General features: G+C 38.1%; 16 protein-coding genes. 14 read left to right on the top strand and 2 right to left on the bottom strand.

Annotation, left to right across the window (positions count from 1 at the left end; all coding sequences use genetic code 11):
• Nucleotides 1-220 precede the first annotated feature (220 nt).
• The 10 genes from ACQ96U_RS18705 (at nt 221) to ACQ96U_RS18660 (ending at nt 9,799) form a co-directional block, all read left to right on the top strand.
• Entirely contained in the window at nt 221-907 is a 687-nt protein-coding gene (locus ACQ96U_RS18705; RefSeq protein WP_431722787.1) for a YggS family pyridoxal phosphate-dependent enzyme, read from the top strand.
• A 34-nt stretch (nt 908-941) separates the two neighbouring features.
• On the top strand, nt 942-1,784 hold the full coding sequence (gene proC / locus ACQ96U_RS18700; protein WP_431722786.1) for a pyrroline-5-carboxylate reductase: 843 nt from the start codon (nt 942-944) through the stop codon (nt 1,782-1,784).
• A 119-nt stretch (nt 1,785-1,903) separates the two neighbouring features.
• The gene (locus ACQ96U_RS18695; RefSeq protein ID WP_431722785.1) at nt 1,904-2,521 is read left to right on the top strand and encodes a YggT family protein; all 618 of its coding nucleotides are present in this window, start codon (nt 1,904-1,906) and stop codon (nt 2,519-2,521) included.
• Nucleotides 2,522-2,903: 382 nt separating this feature from the next.
• Nucleotides 2,904-4,859 (top strand): dynamin family protein, encoded by a 1,956-nt coding sequence (locus ACQ96U_RS18690; protein WP_431722784.1) that lies wholly within the window; start codon nt 2,904-2,906, stop codon nt 4,857-4,859.
• Between the two features lie 274 nt (nt 4,860-5,133).
• Nucleotides 5,134-6,279 carry a homoserine O-succinyltransferase MetX gene (gene metX / locus ACQ96U_RS18685; protein WP_431722869.1) on the top strand — a complete coding sequence of 382 codons (1,146 nt, stop codon included), beginning with the start codon at nt 5,134-5,136 and terminating at the stop codon, nt 6,277-6,279.
• A gap of 1 nt (nt 6,280) precedes the next feature.
• The gene (gene metW / locus ACQ96U_RS18680; protein ID WP_431722783.1) at nt 6,281-6,874 is read left to right on the top strand and encodes a methionine biosynthesis protein MetW; all 594 of its coding nucleotides are present in this window, start codon (nt 6,281-6,283) and stop codon (nt 6,872-6,874) included.
• 322 nt (nt 6,875-7,196) lie between these two features.
• Nucleotides 7,197-7,703: a DUF4426 domain-containing protein gene (locus ACQ96U_RS18675; protein WP_431722782.1), complete on the top strand. Its 507-nt coding sequence runs from the start codon at nt 7,197-7,199 to the stop codon at nt 7,701-7,703.
• An 8-nt stretch (nt 7,704-7,711) separates the two neighbouring features.
• Nucleotides 7,712-8,314, top strand: coding sequence for an RdgB/HAM1 family non-canonical purine NTP pyrophosphatase (gene rdgB, locus ACQ96U_RS18670; RefSeq protein WP_431722781.1), 603 nt, complete (start codon nt 7,712-7,714; stop codon nt 8,312-8,314).
• A gap of 10 nt (nt 8,315-8,324) precedes the next feature.
• A complete protein-coding gene (gene hemW, locus ACQ96U_RS18665; RefSeq protein WP_431722780.1) occupies nt 8,325-9,467 on the top strand; it encodes a radical SAM family heme chaperone HemW in 1,143 nt (380 codons plus the stop codon).
• Between the two features lie 5 nt (nt 9,468-9,472).
• Complete coding sequence (locus ACQ96U_RS18660; protein ID WP_431722779.1) at nt 9,473-9,799, top strand: DUF3392 family protein; 327 nt, start codon at nt 9,473-9,475, stop codon at nt 9,797-9,799.
• Between the two features lie 166 nt (nt 9,800-9,965).
• Here the strand turns inward: ACQ96U_RS18660 and ACQ96U_RS18655 are convergent, their stop codons facing one another.
• Nucleotides 9,966-10,748 carry a hypothetical protein gene (locus ACQ96U_RS18655; protein ID WP_431722778.1) on the bottom strand — a complete coding sequence of 261 codons (783 nt, stop codon included), beginning with the start codon at nt 10,746-10,748 and terminating at the stop codon, nt 9,966-9,968.
• A gap of 912 nt (nt 10,749-11,660) precedes the next feature.
• Here ACQ96U_RS18655 and tdh point away from each other — a divergent pair.
• Both tdh and ACQ96U_RS18645 read left to right on the top strand, forming a co-directional pair.
• On the top strand, nt 11,661-12,671 hold the full coding sequence (gene tdh, locus ACQ96U_RS18650) for an L-threonine 3-dehydrogenase (protein ID WP_431722777.1): 1,011 nt from the start codon (nt 11,661-11,663) through the stop codon (nt 12,669-12,671).
• Between the two features lie 474 nt (nt 12,672-13,145).
• Nucleotides 13,146-13,931 carry a hypothetical protein gene (locus ACQ96U_RS18645; RefSeq protein WP_431722776.1) on the top strand — a complete coding sequence of 262 codons (786 nt, stop codon included), beginning with the start codon at nt 13,146-13,148 and terminating at the stop codon, nt 13,929-13,931.
• A gap of 1 nt (nt 13,932) precedes the next feature.
• On the opposite strand, the gene ACQ96U_RS18640 is transcribed toward ACQ96U_RS18645, so the two are convergent.
• On the bottom strand, nt 13,933-14,766 hold the full coding sequence (locus ACQ96U_RS18640) for a 5'-nucleotidase, lipoprotein e(P4) family (protein ID WP_431722775.1): 834 nt from the start codon (nt 14,764-14,766) through the stop codon (nt 13,933-13,935).
• A gap of 270 nt (nt 14,767-15,036) precedes the next feature.
• Here ACQ96U_RS18640 and ACQ96U_RS18635 point away from each other — a divergent pair, with 270 nt between their 5' ends.
• Nucleotides 15,037-15,636 (top strand): CDP-alcohol phosphatidyltransferase family protein, encoded by a 600-nt coding sequence (locus ACQ96U_RS18635; RefSeq protein WP_431722774.1) that lies wholly within the window; start codon nt 15,037-15,039, stop codon nt 15,634-15,636.
• Nucleotides 15,637-15,752: 116 nt separating this feature from the next.
• Nucleotides 15,753-16,139, top strand: a complete 387-nt coding sequence (locus tag ACQ96U_RS18630) for a hypothetical protein (RefSeq protein ID WP_431722773.1) — start codon at nt 15,753-15,755, stop codon at nt 16,137-16,139.
• Nucleotides 16,140-16,338 lie beyond the last annotated feature (199 nt).

Below are 16,338 nucleotides of genomic sequence, written 5' to 3'. Positions count from 1 at the left end.
AACATTTATAACTTCTTTTTTTACAGCTTAGCTCTGTCTTTCCAAAAGCCCTAATCTACCTGTGCAGCTAGCTATCCAGCTTAAGACCAGCCTCGCCATAACACACTTTTTTCAAGGATAAGTATGGCTTCTTTTTGAACTGAAAGCCTTTGTGAACATTTTGATTTAAGATGACATGGTTTATTATCCTCTTACCAAGCAGTCTGAATCGTGGTTTACCATGTCAAACATAGCTAATAACCTACACGCCCTACGCCAACAAATAAGCACGGCTCAGCAACTGGCTGAGCGAAGTGAAAACGCTGTACAACTATTAGCCGTTAGTAAAAACCAGCCTCTTGAGTCACTGGAAGAAGCCTATGCGGCAGGCCAGACATTGTTTGGTGAAAATTATTTACAGGAAGCCCTGTTCAAAATAAGTAAACTTTCTCACCTAAATATTAGTTGGCATTTCATTGGTCCTATTCAGTCCAATAAAACCAAAACCATTGCTCAACATTTTTCTTGGGTACACAGTGTAGATCGTTTAAAAATAGCACAACGCTTAAATAATGCCCGCTCGGGTATGTCCCCACTTAATATATGTATTCAAGTAAATATTAGTGAAGAACCATCTAAGTCAGGGGTTTTACTCGACCAGCTGGAGCCTTTAGCGGCTGAAATACTACAACTGTCTAATTTGTCTTTACGTGGACTCATGGCAATACCCTTAGCCACATCAGACCCAACAGTTCAACAGCAACAGTTTCATCGACTGGCTCAAGCGTTAAAACACCTTCAACACACATTCCCTGAAGCAAAACTCGATACATTATCCATGGGGATGAGCAATGATATGGAAGTAGCGATAAAAGAGGGAGCCACAATTGTACGAATTGGTACAGCCCTATTTGGCGCCAGAAAATAACTAGCCTGCAACAAGTAACCAAAAAGGAGTTCTTATGCACAAACCAACGCTTGCTTTTATTGGTGCAGGCAATATGGCTAAAAGCATCATTAACGGGTTATTAACACAAGGTTATTCACCTAACTTAATCTGGGCTACAGATACTAAACAGGAAGCGTTAACATCTCTTGCAACAAACTTGGGTATCAACACCAGTAGCGATAACAATGAAGCAGCGAAGCATGCCGATATCGTCATCTTGGCTGTTAAGCCTCAAGTGATGTCAGATGTACTCAATGGCTTAAGTAACCAACCCTCTTTAGATAAAACGCTGTTTTTATCCATTGCCGCAGGTATTACCTCATCATTCATTCAACAACATTTTATTACTGAGCTCCCCATTATTAGAGCAATGCCTAATACGCCAGCAATGATTGGGTGTGGAGCAACAGGACTGTATGCTAATGACAGCGTGTCTGAGGAACAAAAAGCTTACTGTGAGTCAATATTCAACGCTGTAGGCACCACTTGCTGGGTAGAGGATGAAAATACGCTTGATACAATAACGGCCATTTCAGGCAGCGGTCCCGCTTATTTTTTCCTGTTTATGGAGTCTCTTATTGAGGCAGCTATTCAACATGGACTCGCTCCTGAGATAGCAAAGCAATTGGTTATGCAAACAGCCAAAGGCGCAGCCTTAATGGCCATTGAAAGTGATCAGGAAATAGCCTCTTTACGACAAAACGTTACTTCGCCTGGAGGAACCACAGCTCAGGCATTGAGTGTGTTTGAACAAAATAACCTTCGACAGTTGGTCAATAACGCAACAACTGCCGCAAAACAACGCGCACAAGAACTTAGTAGGCTAAGTAACACAACTATTGAAAATAAAGGCTAACATCCTTATTTGATTAATCACTAAAGGTCAGCCGTCAACAGATAACAGTGACACAACATGGTAAAAAGCTGACCTAACAAGAATATGCGCTCCAGAAATCAGCAAGGATTAATAAATCTATGCATTCGCCTATACTCAGCTCACTTAATTACATCTTACAGACTGTAGTAGGACTCTATATTTTAGCGGTTCTGCTTCGCCTTTTATTGCAGCTTGTGCGCGCTGACTTTTACAACCCTATTTCACAATTTATTGTTAAAGCGACGAATCCTCTTTTAGTACCTTTGCGCCGCATTGTTCCTAGTGTGGGGGGGATTGATACTGCGAGTTTGGCCTTGGCTTTTATTATTCAAATACTTCTGTTGTATATCATTGCTGCTTTTGATGGGATTTCCCCCACAGATTTAAGTGTTTTTGCAGTAATATTTACTGCCTTTCTATGTTTATTAGCCGCTGTTCTTAAATTTTATTTTTTTGCACTTATTATTATTGCGATAGCAAGTTGGGTTGCACCAGGAAGCTACAACCCTGCCTTGATTATTCTCCAACAAATTACCGAACCTGTAACACGCATAGTGAGAAGAGTAATACCACCATTAGGCGGACTCGACTTTTCAGTTATGGTGGTTATTTTTATCATTTTCTTTGTTGAGCAAGGATTATTGGTCAGCCTGGCAAGTATCAACAGCGAAGTTCTATCTTTAAGTATCCGCAGTGTAGTAATGCCTCTTCACTAATCACAACGGTTAGCACGATCTTTTTTTCCATAAGCGCTTATACAAGCGCTTTTTTATTAAATGGATGAAGCACATCCTCGCAAGACTACTCAATAAATATGCAAGACACTTGTACTATGAATTACCCTGTTACTCAAAAAAGCTGCCATGCATTTCTTCTATATTGATTGAGTATTTTTATTAGAAAACACTACAAGTGACTTAAAATATAAGATTAAATGTCAATTATTTGACAGTTTTGCGCAGCTCGTCACATTCCCCTCTTACTTACATTGACCAATTCGCTTCCGCTTCGTTTAATTGATATGACATGCCTGAAAATGGCGGGAATCTCTTTGCTTGGATGTAAGGCAGCGGCAACAGGATAAGAAGGTAGTCATCGATGAGTCGTGGCCAGCTAGTATGCCAAATAGAAAACTATATTCAATGGAAGCTTGACCTCAAAAATCAGCTAGCCCGTTATAATGCTTGGTTAAAAAATAATAAACTTGATAACCAAGAATTAGAGCAGCGTATTTCTCGAACCACTCGGCTGCTCAATGAAGATCGAATAGGGTTGGTTTTCACGGGTGAAAACTCCCGAGGGAAAACAGAGCTGGTCAATGCGTTATTTTTTGCCACGTATGGACAACGACTACTGCCCAGTGAGGTAGGTCGTACGACTATGTGTCCCACAGAGCTAACCTTTGACCCAGCATTAGAACCAGCTATTCGACTACTTCCAATCGAAACCCGTAAAAGTGACCAACCAATAGAATACTACCAGGCTGTGCTCAGTCACTGGACGACGATTACCCTCCGCTCAAATAACACTGAAGATTTAACAAAAGCCTTCAATGAAGTTTCGCGGACAAAGCAAGTCTCAGTGGAAGAAGCTATCGCATTAGGCTTTTCCCCTGGAGCACTCGAAACCAATGAAGCCAAACCTGGAACCGTATTTATTCCTAGCTGGCGTTATGCTGTCATTAACTTTGATCACCCCCTTCTTCGTCATGGCATTCGAATCTTTGATATGCCCAGCTTAGATGCTTATGGTAATGAGCCAGAAGTAGCCCTAAATATTCTAAATACCGCACAAGCTATTTGTTTTGTAGTCAGTGCAGATAATGGTGTAGGGCTGGGTGACTTAACACTGTGGCGTCAACATATACGAACATTTCTGGATGAGACTGATAAATCACTCATTCCCGTTCTAAACAAAATAGATTTACTGTGGGATGAACTAGAAGGTGAACGGTTCACTAATTTAACCATTGACCACCGTTGTCGTACAGTGGCTAAAAAATTGTCACTTGAGGCTGCACGAATACTCCCGGTTTCAGCCAAGCATGCAATCTTAGGTAAAACCAAAAGTAATACTCGCTTTTTGGAACGAAGCCGCATTCAGTCTTTGGAAGAAGAAATTTCCAACGCAATTAGTCAGCATAAGGAAAGCTTACTAAACCAGAATGTTCTACGGGGTACACTCGATCTGATGCATAACAGCCGAAATAGTATGGTTGAGCGTCACAATGAGCTACGGGAACAACAACAAAAAATCAGTAACGATCATAATAACCAAGCCATTATTGATTCATTTAACCAGCAAACACGGCAAGAACACGACCTTTTCCATAAACGATTACTGACATTACGCTCAAATCGACGGATGCTAGCCAGACAGTCTGAACTTTTGCAGGCAGCGGCTGAAACAAAACAGTTTGAGCAATTCCTGTTTAAAATAAAGCCGGACCTAGCTAATAACTGGCAACCTGGTGCCAGCCTTGCTCAAGGCATCTCTGAATTCTTTAGAATGATTTACCTTGATTTAAGCTCTCTGCAAATGGAGGTTGGCATGGCAAATAAGCTTGCAGCCTCACTTTATAGAAAGCATGGAAATCATGATAATAATACAAATACAGAAGCCTTTAAGCCTCCTCAATTCGACCTCAATCGCTTTATTCGTCAGTTAAGAGCGTTACAGAGTCGTGCAGAAGGCATTAATCTCCAGTTAAAGGATTACATCACTAAAGATGGGTTAACCGTTCAACGCTTTTTCAATGCACTGTTATTGAATACAAAGAAAGTACTTAACGCCCTACAAAAAGAAGTACTTTATTGGGACGAAGATGTTTTGTTACCCCTGACTCAGCACACCCTGGAACAAAAACAGCTGATTGAACAGCAAATGGTGCAACTGAAAAACCTTATGATTGATACTGGTCAGCAATGGCGTGCAGAGAAGTTGGGTCTATTTATTAATGATCGAGAGAAACAACTTGCTGTTGCAGATACTTTTATGGGCAGTGACTTATCACCAACAGGTAATACAGATTTTAATGGCAATATGCCATTTTAATATCCACCACTACAAAAGTACTTCCTCAGGCCATAGTGTAAATAGTCAAACCTTAACAAAGCTCATGGCCTACCTTTCCTGCCTTTTAACTGATCTGACGCTTAGCTGATATAGTATTAACTTGCTTGTTGTGCCATAGGCTTTCAACCGCTATGGTATTGTTTCAGTTGATGATATGCTGTGATATACGAACAACATTCGCTAACTGAAAGTGTACCCTCCATGAAGGGTATAGCATGTGCTTGTTACTCTCATTATTGGTTTTTTGAAGTATATGCCAGAAACAATTCCTGCCGATTCTGTAGGCCTCGTTACGCCCGAAACGATTATTTTTGATAGTCCACTGACACTCGTTTGTGGACGAATACTGAATAGCTACCAATTAAAAGTAGAAACCTATGGAACCCTCAATACCCAAAAAACCAATGCTGTACTTATTTGTCATGCACTGAGTGGACACCACCATGCCGCTGGCTATCACTCAATGTCAGACCGAAAACCTGGTTGGTGGGATAATTACATAGGCCCAGGTAAGCCTATTGATACCAATGAGTTATTTGTGGTCTCGCTAAATAATATAGGTGGCTGCCATGGCTCCACAGGACCTACATCTATTAACCCTGAAACAAGCAAGCCTTTTGGCCCAGACTTTCCTGTTGTAACTGTTACTGACTGGGTAAATACTCAAGCAGCACTAGCAGACCACTTTGCTATTGAGCAGTGGGCTGCGGTTATTGGTGGTAGTTTAGGTGGAATGCAGGCGCTTCAGTGGAGTATGGCGTACCCTGAACGGCTTCGGTATGCGCTAATTATCGCTTCAGCACCAAAATTATCAGCCCAAAATATTGCCTTTAATGAAGTTGCACGCCAAGCCATTATGAAGGATGAAGATTTTCATGGTGGTCGTTATCTTGAAAACGCAACATACCCGAAAAGCGGCTTGATGTTAGCGCGCATGGTAGGCCATATCACCTACCTTTCAGACGCCGCCATGCGGAGTAAGTTTGGTCGAGACCTGCGCAGTGGGCACCTGAACTTCAACTATGATGTGGATTTTCAAGTTGAAAGTTATTTACGTTATCAAGGTGAAGTCTTTTCAGAAGGCTTTGATGCTAATAGCTACCTATTAATGACAAAAGCATTAGACTACTTTGACCCCGCCGCTGAATTTGATGGAGACCTTACCGCTGCACTAGCCCATACCCAATGCAAATATTTACTGGTCTCTTTCACAACAGATTGGCGGTTCTCTCCTGAACGTTCTAAAGAAATTGTAGATGCACTGCTAAATGCTAAAAAAGATGTCAGCTATCTGGAAGTTGATGCCCCAGAAGGCCATGATGCATTCCTATTACCTATCGCCCGTTACAAACAAGCTTTTCACGCATACATGAAACGTATCATTAGGGAAGTAGCATAATATGCGTACCGATTTTGCGATCATTGAGCCTTGGATTACACCTAATAGCCGAGTACTGGACTTAGGCTGCGGTGACGGAACACTTCTTCAACACTTGCAGACTCACAAGGACATACAAGGATATGGCCTGGAAATAGATGAAATCTATATCAACGAATGCCTGACTAAAGGCGTCAATGTCATACAGCAAGACCTTGACCAAGGCTTATCAAATTTTTCCGATAATAGCTTTGATACTGTTGTAATGACTCAAGCACTACAAGCTGTTCACTACCCACACCTTGTGCTTGATGAAATGATGCGTGTCGGTCATGAATGCATAGTCACATTCCCCAACTTTGGGCACTGGCGCTGCCGACTTTACCTTGCTCAGCGAGGCAGAATGCCGGTCTCAAAGTTTATGCCTTATACGTGGTATGACACACCCAATATTCACTTCTGTACCTTCAAAGACTTTGAAGAATTGTGCCAAACAAAACGTCTGCGAATTTTGAATAGGACGGTTGTAGACCAATCTCACCAAGGACACTGGCTATTTCATGTTTTACCTAATGTATTTGGTGAAATCGCCATTTATCGCCTAGCAAGAAGTTAGACATAACATTCAACGAGATGACAGAAGAGAAGCCTAATGCTAGCTATACTTTCTTTTTGAATACGCTTACTTATAAAGTCATTAAATAGGTAGCATGCTGTTTGGGGACAGTATTGATATTGAAAAGTAACTTGTTGTTATGTCATAAAGTAGAATTAAACCTAAATATATTAGCAATAACAATCACTCTAATGAAAACAGTGTATTGGTATAACAATTCAGTTCCACTCATGTTGGCTGAAATTACAAATCAACAAATTATAAAATGTTTTCCTTACCTGCACACTGAAAATATTCTTGTCTTAACACCTTGAGGTTGGCCATGTTCAAGCAATCTAACTTTTCAAAAACGTATTTATATTCACAGGACTCCTCCGTAAGCAACAAGCTGTTGCAAGTGTTTACTATTGTTGTTTTGATGCTTTTCTACTTACCAAACACTTACGCAGAAGAAACTAACAGCAAAACACAAGGCGACTATACTGCCCACTACAGTGCTTTTCCTAGTACCTTTCTTAAGCCAGAAATAGCAAAGCGTTACAATATACCCAGAAGTGGAACAACAGGTGTTATCAATATTTCCGTACAACACAAAACAAATACAGGGTCTGAAGCTGTAACAGCAAAAGTCTCAGGCTCAGCCGTGAATCTTTTACAACAAAAAAGCACATTAGCATTTAATGAAGTAAAAGAACAAAAAGCTATTTATTACTTAGCTACATTTCCTTACAGCAATGAAGAAATTCTTCACTTCAATATATCTGTGACCGCTAGTGAAAAGTCATCTCCAATCTCTATTAAATTCACCAAGAAGTTTTATAAGGATTAATCTGACCTATGCCTGGAGATATCCAACAAGTTGTATTAGCCAGTAATAATAAAGGTAAGCTAAATGAGCTACAGCATTTACTTGGCAGTCTAAATATAAAAATGCTTCCTCAAAATCAAATGGGGGTTTCCGAGGTTGCGGAGACAGGCCTGTCATTTGTTGAAAATGCCATCATCAAAGCACGCCATGCTTCTCGCATTACTGGGCTCCCAGCAATCGCTGATGATTCTGGTTTAGAAGTTGATGCTCTGGATGGTGCTCCAGGCATTTTCTCTGCTCGTTTTGCAGGTGAACAAGCCTCAGATGCAGAAAATATTGAAAAGCTACTCAGTGAACTCGCTAATATCCCAACACAGCAACGTACAGCGCGCTTTCAATGTCTTCTTGTTTACTTAAAACATGCAGATGACCCTACCCCTTTAATTTGTCAGGGAACCTGGGAAGGACTTATTTTAGAAGAACCTCGTGGTGAACATGGGTTTGGCTATGATCCTTTATTTTTTGTACCCACTGAACACTGCTCTGCTGCTGAATTACCTGCCGGTATTAAGAATGAACTCAGCCACCGAGCCAAAGCAATGGCCTATCTATTACGTGAATTAAAAAAGTAGTGAATTCACTATGTCATTAAAGTTACCGCCTCTAAGCTTATATATTCACATACCCTGGTGTATAAAAAAATGCCCATATTGTGACTTTAACTCTCATACAGCTCAGGATAGCCTCCCTGAAAGGGAATACTGTCAGGCGCTTATTGATGATTTAACAGCTGATCTTCACTTAGTCCAAGGACGTTCACTACAAAGTATTTTTATCGGAGGCGGAACTCCTAGTTTATTTTCAGCAAAAAGTTTTAATTATTTACTAAAAGAAATACAGCAAAAAATACCTTTTGCTGATGATATTGAAATTACGCTTGAAGCAAACCCAGGAACCTTTGAGCAAGCCAAGTTTAGTGGCTATTACCAAATAGGTATTAACCGCTTATCCATTGGCGTGCAGAGTTTTCAATCCCAACAATTACAACGCTTGGGTAGAATTCATAATTCTCAAGAAGCCCTGCGAGCTATCGATATGGCGAAAAAAGCAGGTTTTCACAATATTAACATAGATCTAATGTTTGGCTTACCAAAACAGTCAATAGATGATGCACTCTTTGATTTAAACCAGGCAATTTCTTTCTCACCTATGCATATTTCCTGGTATCAACTGACAATAGAACCCAATACAGTTTTCTTTTCTAAACCGCCCAAATTACCCGATGATGATAGTCTATTTGCAATCCAGCAAGCTGGTCAGAAACTGCTTCATAAAGCTGGTTTTCAACAGTATGAGATTTCTGCTTATGCAAAAGAAAAGCATAGCTCTAAACATAATATGAATTATTGGGAGTTTGGTGACTACCTGGGAATTGGTGCTGGCGCACATGGCAAAATAACGTTACCAGACAAAGATAAAATATATCGTTTCTGGAAAACCAGAATGCCCAAAGACTACCTGGACCTTAGTAAAAATTACTTGGCTGGTCATCGAGATATTCTACCAGAAGATCGCCCATTAGAATTCTTAATGAATACTCTACGACTTAATAATGGTGTACCAAGTCACTATTTTTTAGACAGAACAGGGGAGTCATTGCAATCAATTTATAATCAATTAGACTCTGCACAAAAGCAATCTTTGTTAATGCCATTTTCAAATCAATTACAGGCAACACCAAAAGGACTGCTATACCTTAATACACTACTAGAAAACTTTATGTAATTAATATGAATGTAATCATTAGCACAGTAACCTCAATGTCACAATGGGTACGATCTTATCTTGATGAAATATCCTTAAGCATCATTGCTGTGCTATTGATGATGTTTGGTAGTCAACTTTCCCGCTATTTACGGAAACGCTTATCATCATTAAATAGCTTTTTAAGGTCATTACTACTTATTACACTTTGTTTAATATTTAGTGGCTTATCAATTATAGTTTTTCCTCCATACTTACATGCCGCAATCTCATCATTTAACAACCAAACTTTATTCCCTGTACTGCTCATTATCTTATGTTTGCTTGGCGTTTTGGCAGATAAAAATAATTAGAGCGTAGCTTACTCCATAAAGGGACAATCTAATATTTATTTTAAATTGCTGGATTGATAAAGATCATGGTAGTTTTTATCCAAAACTACGTGCTATCAACTTACAAACCAACAATTAAAAACAATACTCAGCAAGACACACCAACTCTAAATATTCATTTAAGAATTCATACATCACAACAGACAATGCCACTCAATGACGTTGGCTCATGTTTTTTTGATGCATAACGATGTTGACTTGAAACTAATTTCACACTGCTAAGGATATCTAAGACAAGTTGTTTTGGCGCACCATCATCAATTATTTTAAGATATTTATTCTGCTCATTTGTTGTTGTCACAATTGTTACTCTGTATTTAACTTTTCCACGCTTAACTTCCATCATGTACGCTGAAATATCATCAACAGAGTAATACTCTGGTACGCTAATAAGCTGTTCTGATGCTTTGTACAAAAATGCCAACCGCCAAATTGTTTTTTGATATAAATTTTCAGGCTCTTTTACTTTTTTAGTATTCAAATAAGCAATTTTAAAAAGATCAATAGGTACTAAGTGATTTTTACCTTGTTTTTCTTTTGCTGCTTGTATCAGATCTGCATGTTTACCTGCTATAGGTTCTGGCGTCTGTTTCACAGAAATACCGATTCTAAAATCATCATAAAGTAATGAGTAAGAAGGGAGCCCACCATAAATATGTTGATAATTGAATCCTTGTGGAATACTCACCTCAAAAAGCTCATTTGAAATCTTGACCAAAGACTTACGGCGTCCTGCTTGTGGCCAACTTTTTTTAATGGCAGTCCAATCACACCATTGCACACCTTCACAGGTTTCTTCAGGTGTAGGAAGCTGAAGCACCTTTTCCGGCTCTACTGAGAATGCAGCTCCCTGAGTGGCAAATACCATCAATAATATAGGCAGTAAAAGTTTAAATTTTATACACTTCATATAGTAACTACTATCCGTAATGGTTTGAACTTCCTTATTGGCGTGATTCTATAGTAGCATTAATTCAATAAAACTGTTACATTATACACTGTTAGTTGTATATATCTATACACTGAGTAATTCTTAAGCAAAACTCATTTTGTTGGATATTCACATATCTTATACAATAAATTCATATAATTGGTTACAAAATCTCATACTCTCGAAACAAGTCATTATTTTGATTATAATCGAGCAGTAAGTGCCAGATACTAGTATGCAGGTAACTCGATTGAAACAAAAACAAAACTCAGGTTAACCTAACACTTCTCACTTTATCTTAAAGGTGCAGGGTACCGAAACTTGCAATGGGTATTCATCTATACAGAGCCGGATATGCTGCTGTAGAGTCAATTCCCATTCCTTGAATATTATTTACATCTCTTATTTCTACATTACCGAGCATATGTCTGTACCAACTTATTTCTTTGAGATAATAAACACTTATTTGTAGGATATATAAGCTAGGAGTGGATCACTGACTTATTACAAAAGACCTGTCAGCCCTCTAACGCTTAGTTAGTTATATATAAAGTCATTGATAAGTTTTTGCATAGCCAATTTTATGCAGCAGCCCAATTTAATGACACGGACTAAACATTTACAAGGATCACAACTCATGTAATCAGAGAAATCATTTTGAACGGGAGAGTCAATATACGCCCAGGACAGTTATTATTTAACCTGCCATACTTAGCCCTAAAATAAACCGGTTAAACTCAATGGTATTAACTTGGTTAAGCGTATTCTTGGACAAGGTTGATGATACTTAACATAACACATAAACCGCTTTTAATTATTTAACGAAATCTCCAATTTTTTTATCTGTTTCTGTTTGCATAGATAAGGAAGTATTTTCGCAGCAGGTGTATCATGAAGGCTTTAGTTAAATCCAAACCTGAACCCGGCCTTTGGATGGAAGATGTGCCCGTACCAACAATTGATCCGCATGAAGTTCTTGTGGAAGTCGATGTTACCGCAATTTGTGGCACAGATTTACATATCTATAACTGGGACAAATGGGCACAAAAAACAATCCCCGTGCCAATGCATATTGGACATGAATTTGTAGGTCATGTCATTGAAGTGGGAAAAGATGTCAAAAATATTAAAGTAGGTGAACGTGTTTCAGGGGAAGGCCATATCACCTGCGATTATTGTAAAAACTGCAGAACCGGTAAGTCACACTTATGTGCACATACTGTTGGCTTAGGTGTAAACCGTCCAGGTGCTTTTGCAGAGTATGTTTCTCTTCCAGCCAAAAATATTATAAAAGTACCTAAAGATATCCCTGATGAAATTGCCGCTATTTTTGATCCCTTAGGGAACTCAGTACATACAGCCCTTTCCTTTGACCTTATTGGTGAATCCGTATTTATATCTGGAGCAGGCCCTACAGGACTCATGGCAACTCAAATAGCCAAGTATGTTGGTGCAAAAAACATTATTGTTTCAGATGTGAACGAATATCGCTTAGCATTAGCTGATAAAATGGGCGCAACTCACACGGTAAATGTACTACATACCCCCCTAGACAGTGTAGAACATGAATATGATATTGCTCTCGAAATGTCAGGTAATGCCTACGCATTGCAGACCCTTATCAAAAATATAAGTCATGGTGGCAAAATAGCTTTACTTGGTATATTTCCAGAACATGTTTCTATTGACTGGGACAATGTTATTTTTAAAGGACTTCACTTAAAAGGAATTTACGGCAGAGAGATGTTCACAACCTGGCATAAAATGCTGGCTTTGCTGCAAAGTGGTTTGCCCATTTCTCCGGTCATTACTCACCATTATCATATAGATGAGTTTCAATCTGGTTTTGAGATTATGAACTCCAGGAACTGCGGAAAAGTAATTTTAAACTGGAAGAAATAGAACGCCTTACTTTAGAAGGATAATTGTACAATACAGCATTTCAACGGCTGTAGAGTATAGATTAATCAACAAGGAAGTTAGACAACACTCATTCTTTCCCTCCAATGAGTGTATAAATATTAGTCAGCATTGGCTAATAAGGTAACTGATAGATAGCTAATAGTAACAACCCCAAAGACAATAGTTGACCCACACCTAAAAAGCACATCGAACCAGTTCAAATTAAAAATTATTTTGTTGATTTGATTCAACCTATCAGAATGAACTAGTTTCAACTCATAGACCTATATTGTCTAATAGTCATCAACTGTTAGGCCACAATATATCGTGTGACATTTTTGTAGTAGAAGCAAGCAGCTACCATAATTTATGCTTCACTTACTTACAGAAACTTCATTTCAAAAAACATACGTATATTAGTTACTATTGATTAGATTGATTTTAGCAATAAGAGACCTTTGATAAGGCAGTACAATGAATAAAACCATTGATAATATTAATAACTCACTTTCTAATCAAAAAGTAAACATACCACTAACGCCGATCAATCCTTTACAATCAGACCAACGATCCCTCATCATTGGGGACAGCTTATGCGCTTCAAAGTTATTGGAGATTCTCAGCAATCACTTACCTATTGATGTGTTAGTTGCCAACGATTCAACTTCAGCCATCAAAATGTTAGCTTCTTATCAGCCTACCCTAATTTTCATTTGTTCCGATATAAAAGGACTTACCTGCTTAAGCATGCTGAAAATGCTGAAAGATAATCTTAACAACAAAGATACACCGATTATCATTATCAACGAACGTGGAGAAAATTACTTAAGCGAACTAGCCCCCATTCTAGGCGCCAGCGCATGTGTTAATATTCCTTTCAGATCCAAAGAAATTACTGACTTAGTTACTCACTACTTACCAGAAGCTACGCACAGCAATACCTACAACGTTAGATTACTGATTCAATGTGCAGAAAAAAGACAAAAAGTTGCTCGTTCTTTAACGCAGTATGGCTACCAGCCTCATTTTTACGATGTAAATAATCTAAACATTCCGCAACTCGAGTCTGTGAGCGGTGTGTGGATAGTCGACTACGAAGATGATGAGGTCTTCGGCTTTGTAGAAGAACTACTTGAGTACGAAAATACTTCAGTTCTTTTTGGAGTAGACGAACCACCAATGGGTACTGAAAATAAACACCTATTTACATTATGGCAACAGCGACTTATTAATAAAATACTCTCTGCAAGTAATAATTAAATTATTGATAAAAATAATGCTCCCGTATTTTTAATTTTTGAGCATTCGAAGTATTCCACTGATAGTTATATAATGCTCCCTCCCAGTCTCCGTAAACAGGATTAGGTAGCATAATAAAACGCTTTCCAAACTCACTGCTCATCATATCAACTGCATTATTTCGTTGTGCCACTGATTTATCAGTAAAAATCAATGAAAAATCATTTAAATTATCACCTATTAATAAAATAACTTCATGAGTTTGTTCAACGCTATCTCTTCTAGGTTGTTTATTGCCAGAAGCTTTCTTTAACAGCAAGTGATGCTGATCAGCAAATGGGAAGTCCATTTTCACCATGTTATCAATTGTTGCTGTCAGCCCATCTCTCATAGACCGGTTACTCACATAAAAGACCTCAATGCCTCTAAATCTTGTATATTTCAAAAATGCTAAGGCCCCAGGCACAACTTGTGCTGCTGATTCCCCTACCCATGCATTCCAGCCACTGGGAAATGCCTCCCCTCCAGTGATAAGACGATTAAAATAGGGAGCATTAGTCAATACTGTCTCATCTATATCAACAATAATAGCCAATGGTTTATCTATACCCCGATGGTAAGATAATCGCCGATCAAGTTGGAGTTTTGCAATATTAAACGCCTGATGACATAAGGCTCGATACTCTCCTGCACTATGGACCCACAATGCACTCAATATAGATTGTTGTGCTAATTGTTGCTTATCAGTACTAGAAACACTATTCGATGTAGCACAACCAGTAATACCTGGACCCATTAGGCTTACAAGCATAACCCATAACAAAAAACGTGAATGCACCTTGTAAGCAAATCTCATAGTCTGATTCCCTTCTATTCACAAGAAGTCTACCAAATAAGATTAGCCAATAGCGTAAATATTAACCTAACAGTTAGATTACTTAATCGTGGCACTAATATTTATTACTTGTTGCGTTGTACAACTATACTTTAATTTTTAGATTTATTCATAAACAACTAATAATATACTACTAAAAGTAGAAAACATGGAAAAAACATATGTTATAATCAGCCACAAAAAATATAGTTACTATTTTTAACCAAACAACTTATTTTAAGAAAAAATACTATGCCAACAATTTATGATTTAAAACCTAAGTTTCAACAATTATTACAACCCATTGTGAATAAGCTTGCTCAAGCTGGCTATACACCAAATCAAGTAACTATCTCCGCATTAATTATATCAATTATTTTTGGGAGTTTAATTGCCTTATTCCCTGAAAATGCTGCTCTATTACTACTACTTCCTTTCGTCTTATTCATAAGAATGGCGTTGAATGCGATTGATGGTTTATTAGCTAGACAGCACAAAATGGAAACAAAGCTTGGACAATTAATTAATGAGTTAAGCGATATTATTTCTGACACCGCTCTATATCTTCCCTTTGCACTTATTGAAAATACCTATGCACCTTTTGTTATTATCTTTGTAATACTTGCAATAGTTGCAGAAACAACAGGTATCCTTGCAATGGCGATAAATAACCATCGGGCTTATGATGGACCAATGGGAAAAAGTGACCGTGCTTTCTCATTTGGACTATTAGCTATTTTACTTTCCTTCAATACACCCACCTATTTAACCAATTGCCTATTAGCTGTTCTTGTGATCCTCTCACTATTAACAATAACAAATCGTTGCAAAAGAGCATTGTCAATAAATTAATAATCCCTAATAAACTATCATCTTAATATTTAGGCTGGCCTAGTATATAACACTTAAGCTATTGACATAATATGTCTGATTTCGTATGGTATCTACTGCGACTTCAGGAGGTTCCTATGACAGCCCCAACGCATGATAACTTTATACAGGCATATCACAAAGGTAATGTTCGTATGCAGTTTGACATGGAGCAAGCATTAGAAATACTCTTGCAACATCAAACTGATCCCAAAATTCACAAAGCTTTCTTAAAACTGAAAAAAGCTAAAAAGAATACTAAGTGGCTACTAGCTGGTGGATTAATTGCTTTATTAACACCATTTAAAGCACTCTGCGTTCTTGTTCTTCTATTCTTAGCACTCATGTATCTGGGAGAACGTTACGCGAGAACTTATATCACACAAGAGATGTTATCTAGTGAAACTTTTTATAACGAAATGATAAAGCAAAAGGTCGTAAATATAATTATAAATCAATCGAATAACTCAATACCTGAAATGTAGTGATACAACGTTCATATCAAATTTGAGTTACATTTCGATTGTGTCCATATATTGGAAATTTTTTTTACTAGCAAACAGCCAAGGAAGGCAAATTATTATTTTTCTTGTACGTTGTAAAAAAGAACTCTGTGAGCACGATATACTAACGCTAATGAATCACTGTAAATAATTCGACTTTGAAATTTTTTATTATTGAAAA

The sequence above is a fragment of the Zooshikella sp. RANM57 genome, assembly GCF_050749885.1.
Taxonomy (GTDB): Bacteria; Pseudomonadota; Gammaproteobacteria; order Pseudomonadales; family Zooshikellaceae; genus Zooshikella.
This window is presented reverse-complemented; position numbering and strand designations above follow the sequence as displayed.